Source organism: Blastocatellia bacterium, from assembly GCA_016713405.1.
Lineage (GTDB): Bacteria > Acidobacteriota > Blastocatellia > Chloracidobacteriales > JADJPF01 > JADJPF01.
On the sequence record JADJPF010000003.1, the window covers coordinates 166,730 to 183,598 of the forward strand.

General features: G+C 35.4%; 16 protein-coding genes. 13 read left to right on the forward strand and 3 right to left on the reverse strand.

Going from position 1 to position 16,869, the window contains the following annotated elements; translation table 11 throughout:
- The first annotated feature begins 32 nt into the window (after nucleotides 1–32).
- The 9 genes from aspS (at nucleotide 33) to IPK14_04055 (ending at nucleotide 10,092) form a co-directional block, all read left to right on the forward strand.
- Nucleotides 33–1,823 carry an aspartate--tRNA ligase gene (aspS, locus tag IPK14_04015; protein MBK7992590.1) on the forward strand — a complete coding sequence of 597 codons (1,791 nt, stop codon included), beginning with the start codon at nucleotides 33–35 and terminating at the stop codon, nucleotides 1,821–1,823.
- Between the two features lie 173 nt (nucleotides 1,824–1,996).
- Nucleotides 1,997–2,743: an OmpA family protein gene (locus IPK14_04020; protein ID MBK7992591.1), complete on the forward strand. Its 747-nt coding sequence runs from the start codon at nucleotides 1,997–1,999 to the stop codon at nucleotides 2,741–2,743.
- Between the two features lie 201 nt (nucleotides 2,744–2,944).
- Nucleotides 2,945–3,889 carry a CHAD domain-containing protein gene (locus tag IPK14_04025; GenBank protein MBK7992592.1) on the forward strand — a complete coding sequence of 315 codons (945 nt, stop codon included), beginning with the start codon at nucleotides 2,945–2,947 and terminating at the stop codon, nucleotides 3,887–3,889.
- Nucleotides 3,890–4,069: 180 nt separating this feature from the next.
- Nucleotides 4,070–4,990, forward strand: a complete 921-nt coding sequence (gene cysK, locus IPK14_04030; protein MBK7992593.1) for a cysteine synthase A — start codon at nucleotides 4,070–4,072, stop codon at nucleotides 4,988–4,990.
- Between the two features lie 72 nt (nucleotides 4,991–5,062).
- Entirely contained in the window at nucleotides 5,063–6,202 is a 1,140-nt protein-coding gene (locus IPK14_04035) for a cystathionine gamma-synthase (GenBank protein ID MBK7992594.1), read from the forward strand.
- A gap of 172 nt (nucleotides 6,203–6,374) precedes the next feature.
- Nucleotides 6,375–7,754, forward strand: coding sequence for a serine/threonine-protein phosphatase (locus IPK14_04040; protein MBK7992595.1), 1,380 nt, complete (start codon nucleotides 6,375–6,377; stop codon nucleotides 7,752–7,754).
- A gap of 142 nt (nucleotides 7,755–7,896) precedes the next feature.
- Complete coding sequence (locus tag IPK14_04045; GenBank protein ID MBK7992596.1) at nucleotides 7,897–8,730, forward strand: glutamate racemase; 834 nt, start codon at nucleotides 7,897–7,899, stop codon at nucleotides 8,728–8,730.
- A 28-nt stretch (nucleotides 8,731–8,758) separates the two neighbouring features.
- Nucleotides 8,759–9,502 carry a ribonuclease PH gene (rph, locus tag IPK14_04050; protein MBK7992597.1) on the forward strand — a complete coding sequence of 248 codons (744 nt, stop codon included), beginning with the start codon at nucleotides 8,759–8,761 and terminating at the stop codon, nucleotides 9,500–9,502.
- Between the two features lie 38 nt (nucleotides 9,503–9,540).
- On the forward strand, nucleotides 9,541–10,092 hold the full coding sequence (locus tag IPK14_04055; protein MBK7992598.1) for a hypothetical protein: 552 nt from the start codon (nucleotides 9,541–9,543) through the stop codon (nucleotides 10,090–10,092).
- A 78-nt stretch (nucleotides 10,093–10,170) separates the two neighbouring features.
- On the opposite strand, the gene IPK14_04060 is transcribed toward IPK14_04055, so the two are convergent.
- Together IPK14_04060 and IPK14_04065 are read right to left on the reverse strand one after the other, a co-directional pair.
- Complete coding sequence (locus IPK14_04060; GenBank protein ID MBK7992599.1) at nucleotides 10,171–11,124, reverse strand: NTP transferase domain-containing protein; 954 nt, start codon at nucleotides 11,122–11,124, stop codon at nucleotides 10,171–10,173.
- A gap of 46 nt (nucleotides 11,125–11,170) precedes the next feature.
- The gene (locus IPK14_04065) at nucleotides 11,171–12,199 is read right to left on the reverse strand and encodes a polyprenyl synthetase family protein (protein MBK7992600.1); all 1,029 of its coding nucleotides are present in this window, start codon (nucleotides 12,197–12,199) and stop codon (nucleotides 11,171–11,173) included.
- A gap of 109 nt (nucleotides 12,200–12,308) precedes the next feature.
- Between IPK14_04065 and IPK14_04070 the strand changes: the two genes are divergently transcribed.
- From IPK14_04070 to tmpT, 4 genes are all read left to right on the forward strand, one after another.
- Nucleotides 12,309–13,298: a CPBP family intramembrane metalloprotease gene (locus IPK14_04070; protein MBK7992601.1), complete on the forward strand. Its 990-nt coding sequence runs from the start codon at nucleotides 12,309–12,311 to the stop codon at nucleotides 13,296–13,298.
- A gap of 27 nt (nucleotides 13,299–13,325) precedes the next feature.
- On the forward strand, nucleotides 13,326–13,622 hold the full coding sequence (locus tag IPK14_04075; protein ID MBK7992602.1) for a Dabb family protein: 297 nt from the start codon (nucleotides 13,326–13,328) through the stop codon (nucleotides 13,620–13,622).
- A gap of 231 nt (nucleotides 13,623–13,853) precedes the next feature.
- Nucleotides 13,854–14,864 (forward strand): class I SAM-dependent methyltransferase, encoded by a 1,011-nt coding sequence (locus IPK14_04080; GenBank protein MBK7992603.1) that lies wholly within the window; start codon nucleotides 13,854–13,856, stop codon nucleotides 14,862–14,864.
- Between the two features lie 45 nt (nucleotides 14,865–14,909).
- Entirely contained in the window at nucleotides 14,910–15,545 is a 636-nt protein-coding gene (tmpT, locus tag IPK14_04085) for a thiopurine S-methyltransferase (protein ID MBK7992604.1), read from the forward strand.
- Between the two features lie 147 nt (nucleotides 15,546–15,692).
- Here the strand turns inward: tmpT and IPK14_04090 are convergent, their stop codons facing one another.
- Complete coding sequence (locus IPK14_04090) at nucleotides 15,693–16,682, reverse strand: hypothetical protein (protein ID MBK7992605.1); 990 nt, start codon at nucleotides 16,680–16,682, stop codon at nucleotides 15,693–15,695.
- Nucleotides 16,683–16,869 lie beyond the last annotated feature (187 nt).

Below are 16,869 nucleotides of genomic sequence, written 5' to 3' on the forward strand. Positions count from 1 at the left end.
AAATTAGTTAATCTTTAATATGTAGGAAAGTTATGTTAGACAACTTAGCAACGTTAAAAAGAACTCACCGCGTAGGTGAATTAAGAGTAGAGCATGTAGGTCAAGAAGTAATATTAATGGGTTGGGTTAATGCCCGACGTGACTTTGGGCCTTTAACCTTTATTGATTTGCGTGACCGTGAAGGTGTTACACAAGTAGTTTTTAATGAGGAACTCTTTGCCGAAGCACACGCTAAAGCCAAACGTTTGCGCTCTGAATATGTTTGCGCTGTACGTGGCAAGGTAATTAAACGCTCTTCAGATACAGTTAATGCAAATATAAGCACTGGTGAAGTAGAGGTTGTAGGGGAAGAACTTAGTATCTTTAACGAGTCTAAAACCCCACCATTTGAAATTAATTCTAATATTGTTCCCTCTGAAGATACCCGTTTAGAATTCCGCTACATTGATTTAAGACGACAAAAGATGCAAGACAATTTGCGTCTGCGCCATCGCATCACTACAACAGTTAGAAATTACTTAGATAAAGAAGGCTTTTTTGAAATTGAAACCCCAATTTTAACTAAGTCTACGCCTGAAGGCGCGAGAGATTACTTAGTCCCTAGCCGACTAAATGCAGGTGAATTTTACGCGCTACCCCAATCACCACAATTATTTAAGCAAATTTTGATGATTTCTGGTTATGACCGTTACTATCAAGTTGCTCGTTGTTTTCGTGATGAAGACTTAAGAGCCGATAGACAACCAGAATTTACTCAAATAGATATGGAAATGTCTTTTGTCCAACCAGAAGACGTGTTTAATGTAATTGAACCAATGATTGTTGAAGTCTTCGCGCTGCAAGGAATTGAAGTTCCAAGACCATTTCCACGTTTAAGCTACAAGGAAGCAATGTCTCGCTTTGGCTCAGATAAACCTGATACACGTTTTGCAATGGAATTTGTAGACTTTTCTGCCCAAATAATGGAAAGCGGATTTGCTCCTTTTGTTCAAATCCTAGAAAAAGATGGTTGGATTAAGGGTATTGTCTTAGGTGGTGGTGCTAAGTATGGACGTAACCAACTAGATAATCTTACAGCTTTTGTTAGAGAAAAATATAAAGCGTCGGGGTTAGCTTGGATTAAACTTAGCGAAACAGGCGAACTTACTTCCCCACTATTAAAAAATCTTGGTGAAGATCGACTTCGTGCAATGGCTACATCAGCCGAAGCCAAAAACGGCGATTTAGTATGTATTATTGCTGGCAATATGGATTTAGTAGCAGCCGCACTTGGTGGACTACGATTAGAACTAGCTAAACGTGAAGGTTTAATTGATAACTCAAAATGGAATTTCCTTTGGGTGACAGAGTTTCCAATGTTTGAATACCATGCAGAAGATAAACGCTGGTATGCAATGCACCATCCTTTTACTTCTCCAAGAGAAGAAGACTTGGACAAATTAAATCCTGAAGATTCTAAAATTGGCGAAGCTTTAGCTAAAGCTTATGACCTGGTGCTTAACGGCGTAGAGCTTGGCGGCGGCTCAATTCGTATTCATCGGCCAGATGTACAGAAAAATATTTTCCGTATCCTAGGTTTTTCTGATGAAGAAGCTCGCCGTCGTTTTGGATTTTTCCTTGATGCTCTTGCTTATGGCACACCTCCACACGGAGGTATTGCTTTAGGGCTAGATCGCTTAGTAGCACTTTTAGCTGGTGAAACTTCTATCAGGGAAGTAATAGCATTTCCTAAAACAGCAAGTGCATCTTGTTTAATGACTAATTCTCCAAGTGAAGTTTCTTTAGAACAATTAAAAGAGCTTCATATCAAAATTGATAGTTAACTAAGGAATTTTAACTAATAAATTTTTTGTTATATTTAAGTCAAAATCTTATTAAGGCTATGCTTGCACCTTTTAAGATTTTGACTTAGAATTAGCTCACATTTTGCACAGTTAAAGCATCAAACGATCCGCAATTTTCTAAAGTTAAATAATTTATATTTGAGGGAACTGTTATGACTATTAAACAGCGATTGCCAATCCTTATTTTGGCTTCACTATGTATTTTTACCTTTGTTGGTAGTGGCTGCGCCACCAAAAAGTATGTCCGTCAGACAGTAAATGAACGTGTCACCCCGTTAGAAGGCCGTACCCAAGAGTTAGAAGAAACTGTACGCCGTAACACCCAAGACCTTACAGCTTTGGACGAACGCTTAAGCAAAGAAATTGCTGGTGTTGATGCTAAAGCAGTTCGCGCCCAAGAAACAGCCGATGCTGCTAATCAACAAGCTCTAGTTGCTAAAACTGCCGCTGATCAAGCTGCAACCCGAGCAGAAGAAGTAAATCAAAACGTAGAAACGCTACGTAGCAATTTAGATAAGTTTACTTTATTAACTACTGTCTCTGTGAAATTTAAGTCTAGTAGTGCTATTTTAACAGATGAAGCTAAGGCAGAACTTGATAGAATTGCATCTGAAGCCAAAAACCATCAAGGCTATACTCTTGAAATACAGGGCTTTACTGATTCTCGTGGTAGCACAGCACTTAATGATCGCCTTAGTGATGAGCGTGCCGAATCTGTAAAACGTTATCTAGCTAAACAACATGAAATTCCTACTTTTAAGATGGCTATTGTTGGTTTAGGTAAACTTACAGAAGAAACCCGTTCTAAAGATGAGCGAGCAGAAAACCGCCGCGTTGATGTTAGGTTATTTATTAATAATGCTGTTAATCCTAATTCTCTAGGCAATACACCAAACTAAAAATTTAATTTATTTGCTTTAATACAAACCTAAAATAACTTTGGTTATTTTGGGTTTGTGTTTTTAAATCTCACCTACACTATAGCCTTACAATTCAAACATCTTTTTCTAAGATTCCGCTTTAGCTAGTAGCAGTATGTTGACTTTACACATAATGCTATTACACTTGACGAAAATTAGCTTGCTGTGGGAGTAAATTTAATGGCGAAAGCTTGGGAAATTATTGGACTTGTAGAAAATCAACCGCTTAAAGAATGTGCAAGACTAATTATTATTACTAAATTTCGAGAAGCCTTTTCTTATCAGGATTTAGTAAGAACTAGTGAAGATATTGAAGTAATACACAATATGCGAGTATCTTTGCGTAGGCTTTGGGCAGCAATGACCACTTTTAGCCATTATTTTAATCAAAAGAAATTTTTCCGACTCTCTCAAAAAACTCGCACTTTAGCCCGTAAACTTGGCAAAGTCAGAGATTTAGACGTTTTAATTGAACTGCTAGAAAAACATAGTAAATGCCTAGAAAAAAAGCCTAGTACAACCTTAACTATAAGTTATTTAGTTTCTCAATGGCAAAGTGAGCGATTAAAACATAGAGACAAGTTATTTAAGTATTTAGAAAAACTAGCCCATAAAGAATTTGAAAGAAAGTTTTTAACGTTTTTTGATAGCATTACTCAAAACAAATATAAAGAAACAAAAAAAACGAAAAATGAAAAGAAAATCTTCTTAGACACCTTAAAAAATTTCTATCTCCATGCTCCTAAAGGAAATTTTTCCAGCGAAAGTCTACACCAATTACGTATTGCAGCTAAGAAACTTCGCTATAGTTTAGAATTTTATGAAATATGTTTTAACCAGCTATTAACTAACTACTTAAAAACACTTAAAGAAATTCAAGAATTATTAGGCGACCTTCATGACTGTGATGTAATGATTGAGTTACTAAAAAAATACCTAAAAAAAATAACTATTCCTTTGCAACAAGAACTTTATTTAGGGTTAACAGAATTAAGCAATTACTTTAGTGAGCGTAGAACAAATTTGCTTAATCAATTTCAAAAGCTATGGGATATAGAATTTGAAAATAATTTTCGGATAGAGTTAAAATCTACTTTATTTTCCACAAGTAATATTATTGAATAAAAACTATTAGGTATTAAGTAATATTCTTAGTTTTCAATTAATTAGAAATTAGTTTTAGCTCTAAGTCTAATTAGACATTAATAGTTATAGGTAGGAGCAAATTGACACTTTTAAGTTTTATGTTATATCATCGAAGTCAGATAAGGCTGCCACAAGCCTTAATCTTTTAGGGGAAAAATAATGGGTTTGAAAGCCGTAGAGAGCATTTTAGATATAATTGGTCAAACACCACTATTACACTTAAAAAGGCTACAATCTCCCGAAACAGCTAATGTATACGCTAAGTTAGAATACCTAAACCCTGGCGGAAGTATTAAGGATCGTGCGGCGTTAGGTTTAATTTTGGACGCTGAAGAGCGAGGTTTAATAGGCCCAGGTTCAACAATAATTGAACCAACAGCAGGTAATACAGGTGTTGGACTAGCATTAATTGGACGCGCACGAGGTTATCGTGTGATTCTATGCGTCCCTGAAGGTTATAGCCGAGAAAAAATGATTGTTATTTCTGCTTTAGGAGGAGAAATTATTTACACTCCACACGAAGCAGGTATGAAAGCAGCTATTGAAAAAGCTCGTGAACTTACTAAAGAAATCCCTAATTCATTTGCTCCACAACAATTTGAAAATCCAGCAAACCCTCATTTTCACTATAAAACTACAGCAAAAGAAATTGATCAACAGTTAAATGGACAAATTGATGCAGTAGTAATTGGCTGTGGTTCAGCAGGAACATTTACTGGAATAGCACGCTATTTTAAGGAAAAAAACCCTAAAACCTATTGTGTAGCTGTTGAAACCCAAGGTTCTGTTTTAGGTGGAGGTAAGGCCGGCCCTCATAGAGTAGAAGGTATTGGAGCAAGCTTTATTCCAGCTAATTTTGACCGTGAAGTTTGTGATGAAATTTTTCAAGTAATGGATGATGACGCATTTGCTATGGTCAAAAAGCTTGCTTTTGAAACAGGTGTTCTTTGCGGTAGCTCTTCAGGAGCAAATGCTTTTGCTGCTTTTGAAATAGCAAAACGCTTTAGCTCAGACAAAAATGTAGTAACTGTGTTTGCCGATGGAGCAGAACGCTACATGAGCAAAGGGATTTTTGATTAACTTAAAATATACTTATTTGTTTTACTTGCTAAATTTAGCTTAATTTGGTAGCAAATTATTTTAGGAGTTACTATGGGGTTTGATACAACAGCAATTCATGCGGGTCAAGAGCCTGATCCAGCTACAGGAGCAGTAATTACACCAATTTATCAAACCTCAACTTATGCTCAAGAAGGCGTAGGAAAACATAAAGGTTTTGAATATGCTCGTACACAAAACCCAACAAGGCTAGCATTAGAAAAAAACTTAGCAGCATTAGAAGGTGGAATCGCCGGTTATGGCTTTGCTTCAGGCATGGCAGCAATAAATGTTATTGCTTCTTTGTTTGCAGCAGGAGATCACTGCATTGTTTCTGATACTACTTATGGAGGAACATTTCGTTTATTTGACAAGGTATTAAAGAATTTTGGGTTACAGTTTAGTTATGTCAACACCTCAGATTTAGATAAGGTAGAAGCAGCCCTAAGGGTTAATACCAAAATGATTTTTATTGAAACCCCTACCAACCCTATTATGAGTTTGACAGATATCAAAGCCATAGCAGAACTTGCTAGTAGTCGTGGGGTTAAATTAGTTGTAGATAACACTTTTATGAGTCCTTATTTTCAACAACCATTAGCACTAGGTGCAGATATTGTTGTACATTCTACTACTAAATTTCTTAATGGGCATAGTGATAGCGTTGGAGGAGTAGTAATACTAAAAGATAAAGAAACAGCCGATAAAATCGCTTTTCTCCAAAATGCTGCTGGAGCTATCCTAAGTCCTTTTGACGCTTGGTTAATACTTCGTGGAACAAAGACATTAGCTGTACGTATGCGCCAACACGATGAAAACGGTCGTCAGGTAGCTTCTTTTTTAGTTGAACATCCAAAGGTAAAAAAAGTATTTTATCCTGGCTTACCTGATCATCCACAATATAGTTTAGCTTGTAAGCAAATGTCTGGTTTTGGATCAATGATCTCTTTTGAGACAGGATCTTATGAAAATGCAACCCGATTTTTAGAAAGCGTTAAGCTCTGTTTATTAGCAGAATCTCTTGGAGGCATAGAAACTTTAGTTTGTCATCCTGCTAAAATGACTCATGCTAGTGTACCTGCAATGGAGCGCGAAAGATTAGGGATTAGTGATGGATTAGTAAGAATTTCTGTTGGAATTGAGAATGTAGAAGATATTATTTTAGATATCGATCAAGCATTGTCATTTATCTAACTCTATTAGAATCTATCTGTTAAAAAAATAGATGCAAATTTATCTGGTATTAATTGTTTTTATGCTGGTAAGTGTAGAGTATTTTTAATATAATCCGGCAAATAAGTAGTCCCTAATATTTAAGACCAAGTTTCATTATTCTAACTTAAGATAAGCACATAATTTTGACTCTATGACACAAAATTCCAATATTAATATATCTTTGTATGCTCAAACAAATATTGGTATGGTTCGCCACGGAAATGAGGACAATTTCCTGGTGGTGGACTTAAGCTCGTCCGATACTTGGACAGTCGAAAATGCCAATTCCCCACCACAACGCTTATTAGGCTTTAACCAAGGCCACTATGGTTCTGTTATTGCCGTTTCCGATGGTATGGGCGGTGCCCTTGCAGGTGAGGTGGCTAGTCAATTAGCTGTTAGCTCTGTACGCGATCGGATGCTGCAATTTCAAGCAACCCCTAGTTTTTCACATTTTGCCTTTCCTGAAAGATTGCGCTTAGCGGTTGAGCAAGCTAACTATATCATTCACAGCGAGAGTCAAAACAATGTTGAATATACAGGAATGGGAGCAACCTTTACTGCTGCTGGCATAGAAGGTCATATGGCCTACTTTGCTCAAGTAGGTGACTCACGCTGCTACTTAGTACGTAATAACAAAATATCTCAAGTAACTAAAGATCAATCTTTAGTTAGCCAATTAGTTGAAGCAGGCCACATTACAGAAGAAGAAGCAGAACAACATACCTATAAAAATGTCATCCTTCAAGCTTTAGGTGCCCAACCTCGCGTTAACGTTATAGTGGATCGTATTAGCTTAAAACAAGGTGATACCTTATTACTATGCTCTGATGGCCTTTCTGGTAAGGTTAAAGGCATAGAAATGCTAAAAATTATCCAAGACTCAAATGGAGATCTTCAAGCTTCCTGTGATGCTTTGATAAAGTTAGCTAATGATCGTGGTGGCGAAGATAATATCACAGTATTAATTGCTAAAGTTGACGGAGAAGGTTTAGAGTCTCCTGTTCCAGAAGATCCTTCAAAAGGCGAGTTTGTTATTCGTGATTCTAGCTTGCCAGATGAAGTTGATCCTTCACAGCTTATTTTTGGTGATGATGAAACTCTAAAACCTGAAGAAGATGTAGTAGCAAAAGTACGTGAGCGGGATCGGGTAGATGTGGTAGAAACCCAAGAAGTACAAGCAACTATGCTTAATATGCAAGCTATTACACCCCAAATGCTTGCACAAATGGCAATGGAAGCACCTTCTGCTGAACCTACTTCTGATGAGCCTGCTGCAATACAACCATCAGCAGCTTCATCTAACAATTCTTCTGCTTCATCTAATTCTTCTGCTTCAGCACAAGAATCAGAAGAAGTTGAATATGCTGGTAGTAGTAGCCGAACACTTACCACAATCGTTGTAATTGTATTATTAATAGCTCTAGCAGTTTTTGCTGTATTCTATATCCGTAGTCAAAGAGGAGCAGCACCTGAACCAGCAACAAACACAGGAAAAGTTTTAGTAATAAGTGACATTTCTAAGTGCTAAAGACTTTTTTTTAACAATTTAATATTTTTCTAATTAAGCGCGAAATCCAAAACCTTTCGCGCTTAATTGTTTTATTAAAGAGTTTTTGAGAAAATTATTTTTGTTAAAACATTTGATAATTAATTAACAAAGGCAAATTTTAATGATCGAAAAATCAATAGGTGTTTTTGATTCTGGTATTGGGGGGCTAACGGTTTATAAATCAATTCGTGCAAACCTTCCCAAAGAAAGTATTATTTATCTTGGGGATACGGCCCGCATTCCTTATGGAACACGTTCACCTGCAACAGTACGCCGCTATGCTTATCAAGACGCAGCTTTTCTTTCTAGACAAAATATTAAAATGCTTATAATTGCTTGTAATACCATCTCATCAATTGCAATGGAGTTATTAAAAGAAAGTTTTCCTATACCGATTTTAGGAGTAATTGAACCAGGTGCAAGAGAAGCTGTAAGAACAAGTAAAAATGGTCGTATTGGTGTAATAGCAACAGAAGCAACCGTAGAAAGTGGAGCTTATACAAAAGCAATAGAAGCTATTAATCCTAATGTGTCTGTCTACGCTAAAGCTTGTCCCCTATTTGTTGCGCTAGCTGAGGAAGGCTGGCATAATCATAGCGCGACTAGGCTTATTGCAAGCGAATATCTAGCACCTTTACAAGAAATGGAAATAGATACTTTAGTTCTTGGTTGCACACATTACCCACTTCTAAAAAATGTAATTCAATCTGTAGTTGGTAGTCATGTAAACTTAATTGATTCTGGAGAATGTGTTGCAAAAGAAGTAACAACATTGCTTAATAAGTCTGAAGAAACTGATTTAGAAAATAAAGCAACAGATATTTTTTATGTTACCGATTCTGGAAAGCGTTTTTGTAGAATTGCAGAGCTTTTTTTAGGTAAACCTTTAGAAAACTTAATAGCTGTAGACATATGGGAAGCAAACGCAGAAGCTAAAACTGATCCAAATTGGTAAACTTTCAAAGGTGAACAATATTAAGTACATGGACAAAAATAATATTACTCTTGCTCGTTCCAATAACCGAGCATTATCTTCCTTAAGACAAGTAAAATTAATCCCCAATTTTACTAAACATGCTGAAGGCTCTACTTTAGTAGAGTTTGGAGATACTAGGGTACTTTGTACTGCTAGCATAGAAGAACGTGTACCACCCCACTTAAAAAATAAAGGTGTTGGGTGGGTGACAGCAGAATATGGTATGCTCCCACGTTCTACAGAAACACGTACTAACCGGGAAGTACGAAGCGGCCCTTCAGGTCGTACTCATGAAATTCAAAGGCTAATAGGTCGTAGTCTAAGAGCCGTAGTAGAAATGGAAAAGCTTGGCGAGCGAACCATCTTTTTAGATTGCGATGTCATCCAAGCCGACGGTGGAACTCGTACAGCTTCTATTACAGGGGCATTTGTTGCTCTAGTACTTGCTCTAAGAAAACTTAAAGATCAAAAGAAAATTGATTATGTTCCTGTTCGTGATTATGTTGCGGCTGTTAGTGTTGGTATTGTTGGAAATAAAGTCTTACTAGACTTAGATTATCAAGAAGATTCTCGCGCTGAAGTAGATATGAATATTGTTCGCACTGGCTCAGGTCGGTTTATTGAAATCCAAGGTACAGCAGAAACAAACCCATTTACACAAGAACAAATGGTAGAAATGGTTAAAGTAGCTAGCCAGGGAATAGAGCAGCTTATAACTGCTCAAAGACAAATTCTAGGAAATTTACATTAATTTTTTACTAAATATTTATCTATAAAAGAGATGTAGCTATGTTCTCACTAAGAAATAGAAGATATTTTTTACTTAGCTTTTTTTTATTAATTTTTGGATCATTATTGACTTTTTTACCTCAAGGAATTTCAGGTCAAGAAACAACAACTTATCAAGATCCAGAAGGTAAATACCAGCTAGAACTGCCTAAAAATTGGCGGGCAGTTTCTTATCAAGATGGCTCTGGTAATACAAGAGTAGATATAATTTATCGGGATAGAGCTTTTGGACTACTTAAAGTTAACCAAGAAACTATTTCTACAAATACTAGTTTAGAAACCCATATTCAAAGCGAAATAGATCAAAATCTGCGGTTTCGTCCTGGCTATGTTTACAATAATATAGAGCCTTTTTCTGGTGGAAACCTACGAGGAAAACTATTTGAATTTGATTTTACCGCTGCTGGACAACCTAAAAAAGGGCGAAATTACTACTTAACAACTTCTAATCAAACTCTTTGGGTACTTAGATTTACAGGCAATCGAAAGATTTTTGCACCTCTTCGCCATGAATCTGATGCGATTGCTCGTAGCTTTAAGCTAAATCAATAAAATATCTAAAAATCAGAAATTAGCTAGGTTAGCTAATTTCTGATTTCTTAAAAACTCTTTTACAACCCTTCATTGTGATTAAATAGGCACAATCACATTTTCGCCTACTATCTCACCACGCTCTATTGTCTCGCAACGATCCCGACGAACAACTACTACACGTTCTAACTTACTATTAGCAGGAATAGTAACATCATCTGTAACAATTACTTGGTGTAAAGTTGCATTAGCTTCTATTTTGATATCTTGCCAAAGTATTGAGTTTGTTACTCTCGCGCTTTCCGCTATTGTTGTGCCTGCTCCATAAACTAGATTTTTTCCTTCTTTGTATAAAAACTCTAAACTAATGTCTAAATACCTAGCTAAAGTGCTTAGTTCATACCAACCACCATTACTAATATGTGCCGCAACAATTTTTCCTTCTTTAATTGCTTTAGGGTAAACATCTGTAGTGGAATGAGAAAACTGTTTTTGTGGGATATAGTTAAATATTTCTTTTTCAAGTATTTGTATTCCTGTAAACATCAAAGGAATATTTTCTTTGTCTTTAGGATCAGGAAAAGGCCCAAACTTTTCTATATTTCCATTTTTATCAAGCAAAACATTTGAAAATCTCTCTCTTTGACGATTTTCCTTTAAGACAAGTGTTGCCAAAGCTTTACGGCTACGGTGTGTTTCAATTGCAGAGGCTAAATCAATATCTGTAATAACTTTTCCATTCATTACAATAAAAGTATCATTTTCTAATAAATGGCGTGCGTGATCTAAGGCTCCAGAAGTGCCAAGTATTTCTGTTTCCTCGCTATAAAAAATCTTGACTCCAAACTTTTCACCTGTCCCTAGAGCTTGACGAACTGAATCACCTTGATGATGTAAATTAACAATTATCTCTTTAATACCAAAGCGTTTTAGGTATTCAACAGAGTAACAAATTAAAGGTAGGTTTAGAAAAGGTACAGCCGGCTTAGTACGATCTATGGTTAAGGGCCATAACCTAGTACCAAATCCAGCAGCTAAAATCATTGCACGCATAGAGTTTGCCTTAAAATTTTTAGGTGAAAAAATTATCTATCTAAAATTAATTTTCTCGATTAATAATAAATTTAGAAATACTAACTAGTGCTTGTTTATAAGCATTTTCTGGTAAGTCTATAAGCAAGGCTTGTGCTTCCTGAGCATAACGTAGCAATTCTAGGCGAGAGCGTGATAAAGCCCCATGACTTTCTACTAAATTAATAATCTCATCTCTATCAACAGATATATAGTCTTGCTCTTCAACAACTCTACATATTTTTTCTAGTACACTGCTATCTGCTTGTTCACGTAGGTAAATAACCGGTAAAGTTAACTTTCCTTCTAATAAATCACTGGCAGCAGGTTTACCTAATTTTTCATCTGTAGAAGTAAAATCTAATAGATCGTCGGCCAATTGAAAAGCAATGCCAATTTTTAGTCCAAAAGTGCGCATTATTTCTTGTTGTTTGGGGGTAGCCCCAGCCAAAATTGCACCTATTTCACAACAAGCACTAATTAAATAAGCCGTTTTTCGGCAAACAATATCTAAATACTCTTTTTCTGTAATCTCTACTCGTCCTCGCTGCATCAGTTGAATTAATTCGCCTTCTGTCATAAGGCGAGTAACTCGAGTAAGAATATCTAAAATTTCAAAACAGCGTTCCTTTAAGGTAATTTCAAAAGCTGACATATAAAGCCAATCGCCAGCTAAAACAGCAATATCATTTCCCCATTCTGCTTTTACTGATGGGCTACCTCGTCTAATATCAGCATCATCAATAATATCATCATGAACTAAAGTAGCTGTATGTAAAAACTCCATCACTGTAGCCATACGTACAATATTTTCCGTAACTTTTGATCCTAGGGCTTGTGCAGTAAGTAAAAGCAAGGCTGGACGGACACGTTTACCACCTGTTTTTTGCAAGTATTGTCCAATGTGCATCATTAATTGCACATCACTATTAATCAACTGGGTAAACATATCTTCAACCCGATCTAAATCAGGTTTAATAAGCGAATAAATTTCTAGGGTTGATAGTTGGGGTATTGGAGTGCTTGTTAACATATTTAAGTTTGGCGATTGTATCATCAGTTTATTTAAGTGTCTATGAGGGTCTGAGTCTCATTTAGAGAAAAACTCCTTGACTAGTAACCAAAAATACTTGCTAAATGTTATTATTTAGCAATCTTAAAATATTATGAATAATAACTCTCTCTCTAGTAACAAAAAAGAAACAAATGCTGTTTTACAAGTGTTAGCTTTTCTGATACTCACATCTATTGTGTCGGAAATTATTTTTTGGCCGACAAATGGCCTACTAAATTATCTTTTACCCATAACCCAAGAAGAAAGCTATATCTCTAATTTGTTTTGGGTAATAAAACAACTTGGATTTCGCTTAACCTCATTAATAAGCGTTATCTTAGTTTCTATAGTCTGTATTCATTTATTTACTAATCGTAATATTAAATCCCTAGGCTTTTCTTCACATACAAATTACTTTAAAGATTATCTACTAGGATGTTTAATTAGTTTTGCTATGGTATCACTAATAGCTTTATTACAATTTTTAGTAGGTGGAACAAGTTACACTTTAGCACTAGCAAAGTTTTCTTTACTAGGCATATTACTAATGTTTCTTATGATGTTTGTTGCAGCCTTTTTTGAAGAAGTTATGTTTCGAGGTTATCCACTACAGGTTTTAGCAAGTCATTTATCTCCCATATATGCAACACTTGTATTGTCTGGCCTTTTTGCGATTGTACATTTAGGTAATCCTAATCCTACATTTTTTTCTACAGCTAACACGCTTTTAGCAGGTGTTTGGCTATCAATTGCTTACTTTAAGACTCGTAGTTTATGGCTAGCAACAGGACTACATTTAGGCTGGAATTTTACTTTAGGTGCAATTTATGGACTTCCTGTTAGTGGAATTATGGAGCTTTCAAAATATTCTTTTTTAAGCTCTCAAGATTTAGGAAAAACCTGGTTAACAGGTGGCAATTATGGCCCGGAAGGTGGCTTAATTACAACCATAATACTTTTATTAGGATGCTTTTTACTTTTCAAAATTAATTACTTAAAAATTAGCCCAGAAATGCAAAAATTCTTCCCAGATAATAACCAAACAACTACAGAAATTAAAGACACAAATAATTTAGATATTGTTGATAAAAATATTGCTTAAAATATTACTTCATAGGATATAAACTTTATGCTAACTCACATTGTTATTTGGAAATACCGAGATGATATTGACGAAGAAACTCGCCAAGAACATCGCAATAAATTAAGAAAATTACCTGACTTTATGCCTGAAGTTGATATAAAAAGCTTCAATGTTGGAGCAGATATTTTACACCTAGAACGCTCTTATCATACTGGACTAGTAGCAATTTATAAGGATCGTGCAGCACTTGAAGCTTATACAATTCATTCTGAACATATGGCCGTAGCCGCTTTTGGACGCTCAATTTCTGCTCATGTTGCTTCTGTGGATTTTGAAGATTAAGAAATTAAAAGGATAAATTAAGGTGAGTTTAAAAATTTTGCCTTTAAAAAACAGAAGGCCCGGAAACCTTTCTGGGCCGCACAACGACACTTTTATGTGTCTAATCCATTATCCATAACCGAAATAGTCAACTGAATGACTATTCACTCAGAATAATCGGCACAACAATCAAAAAAGTTGCGCGACGTTCAGAAAATTTTCAGGAAAAATTTCCTTTTTTGGGTTAACTAAATGAGTAACGATCAAATTATATCTTTTCTTAGAAATGCTATTACAGCACGATTGGAACTATTTGGTAGTCCCAATGAAAACGCTTTTCGTTTGTTTAATGGTTTTTTTGAAGGTTTTACTAATTTAGTTATTGATATTTATGCTTCTACAATTGTAATTCACAACTATGCTAATCCTCCTGAACAACTAGCAACATTGCTAACAATTATTTGCCAATATTTAACAAAGGAATTTCCTTGGCTACAGTCTATAATCTTAAAGACTCGTAATTCTAACGATTTAGCGGCCAAAAATGGTATTATTTTTTTAGGAGAAAAGCCAAATAACCGTATACGTGAGCATAAAGTTTGGTATTCAATAGACTTACTCTTAAATCGTGACACAAGTTTTTATCTTGATACTTATAATTTACGTGCTTGGATTCTTGATAATCTTGCTAATAAATCTGTCTTAAATACATTTGCTTATACTGGAAGCCTTGGAGTTGCAGCTAAAGCTAGTGGTGCAAGTCAAGTTATACACCTAGATCTTAACCGTAAGTTTCTTAACGTTGCAAAAACTTCTTATACTCTTAATGGTTTTCCAATAAATAAAAGTGATTTTCTTGCTGGTGATTTTTGGACTCAAATTAGCCATTTTAAGCGTATTGGCAAGACTTTTGATGCTGTTATTGTTGATCCACCTTTTTTTGCTATTACCAACAAAGGAAAAGTTGATCTTGTTAATGAAAGTTATCGAATTATTAACAAAGTACGTCCCTTAATTAACAATGATGGTTATTTGATTGTAGTAAATAATGCGTTGTTTGTTAGTGGTGCAGATTATTTTAGTTCTTTAGAAAAACTTTGTATGGACGGCTATTTATCAATTGAAACATTAATACCTGTACCAGAAAATTTTATTGGTTATGAGCAAACTAAAGTCAATTCGCCGCTTGTAGATCCTAGCCCTTTTAATCATTCAACTAAAATAGTTGTTCTAAAAGTAAGACGAAAAGCAATTATCATTTAACTAAACGATTTGTGCTAGTTGAAAAATAAAAAGGAGTTATAAATTATGGAAGCAAGTTATTGGCAGCAAAAATGGGAAAAAAACGAGATTGCATTTCACCAACCTGAAGCCAATCCATTACTAGTTAAATATTTCAATGAGCTTTCTTTAGAAAAGAACAGTCGCGTGTTTTTGCCATTGTGTGGTAAGACTCTTGATATTTCTTGGTTACTTTTCAATGGTTATAGGGTTGTCGGGGCTGAATTAAGCAAAACAGCTATTGAGCAGCTATTTACTGAGCTAGATGTAGAACCAAAAATATCAGCAGTTGGTGAAATGGCTCACTATAGCGCAAAAAATATAGACATCTTTGTTGGTGATATATTTGATTTGTCTAGTAATATGCTTGGTAAAGTTGATGCTGTTTATGATAGAGCCGCTTTGGTAGCATTGCCTGAGAAAACACGCAGTTGCTACACAACACACTTAATTGAAATTACTGGTAAAGTACCTCAATTACTAATTTGCTATGAGTACAACCAAAATTTAATGGAAGGCCCTCCTTTTTCAATTAATAAGGAAGAACTAAATCAACACTACAAAGATAAGTATGCTCTAACTCTTCTAGCAACTACTGATATTACTGGTGGATTAAAAGGACAATGTGCCGCAAAGGAATTAGTTTGGTTGTTAAAAAATTAGCAATGCTTGTGTAATGTAAATACTGTGATATATGGTAGTGCTAAAAAGTAATGCTGAATATAAATTCAGTTTTGGCAAAAATGAATTATTCTTCAGCATTACTTTTTACGTATTATCAAGAAATGTAATACACATTAGTTATATAGATTAGGGCTTTTTGTTAAAATGTAGACCTGTCATATAAGTAGTATTGTTACTCTCCACATACTCAGCTACTACAAAATCATAGTCATTCAGATTAATATCTGAGAATTTAAGAAACTTCAAGCCGTCATTAGTAATTAAAGGTATTGAAGTTCCTAGAGGTACTGTTAGCGTCAAGTTGTTAATAGTTATAGATCTATTTGCGAAATCAATTGCTTGTGGCTGACCACCAATCGTTTTGCCAAAGGTAGCACCATTTGTTTCAAACACATTTAATATCTGGCGTTTTTTGATCTTCTTGCTTTTCAATGGCTGATTCAGCACTACACTAATAGGGGAGCCAACGTCAACAAAAGTCTTTTGGAGAGCTTGTAGCTGCTCTTGAGTAACAGTCACACTAAAATCGCCAATAAGCGACAATCTTGTACCTTCGATATTGGTTATCCGGCTCAGAACAGCCATCTCTAGATCAGGTGCTTTTTCTAGCACAGAAACTTCATATGCCGTGAAAACACCATCCTTAAATTCAGCCCAGATAATAGCAGCCTGTCCATCTAATAAAGTGGTTGCACCACGAATCTCTGTCTTATCATTGATTACTACTGGCTGACCCAAAATATTAAATCCAGCAGCACTGACACCACTAATATTACCTGAAAATCTGACATCACGTGTCTTTACTACGGTAACGGTTTCAGCTTGAAGTAATGATTTAAAGTTGGTATTTGAGATAAGTTGCCCATTGCTATAAAGCAAGTCACCAACTTCGATTGTGCGTTTTACATTAGCAATCGAGATATCAGTAGTGAGATCTAGCTCACATTGCACAATATTACCATTAATTGATAAGACTTTTGCACCGCCAAAAAACTCTTTCTCTGGGTCAAACTCTGACTGGGCAAAGGCACTATTACTGCTAAAGAGCAAAATAACTGCAACAAATAATCCCGTCAGTATGTACTTTAACTTGTTAAAACAACTCGATATTAACATAACTATCATCTTCCTTTATTATATAATTAAGGCAATGAGCCTTTTTAACTGCTATAAGATGACGCGTAATTTCTATTCAAAAAGCATCATCAATAAGCTACCAATTAAAGCATCAAAGAGTAGTGAGCAAAATGTACTGAATTTCTATTCAGCATTACATTTGTATCATTACCAAAGATTCTGCTTT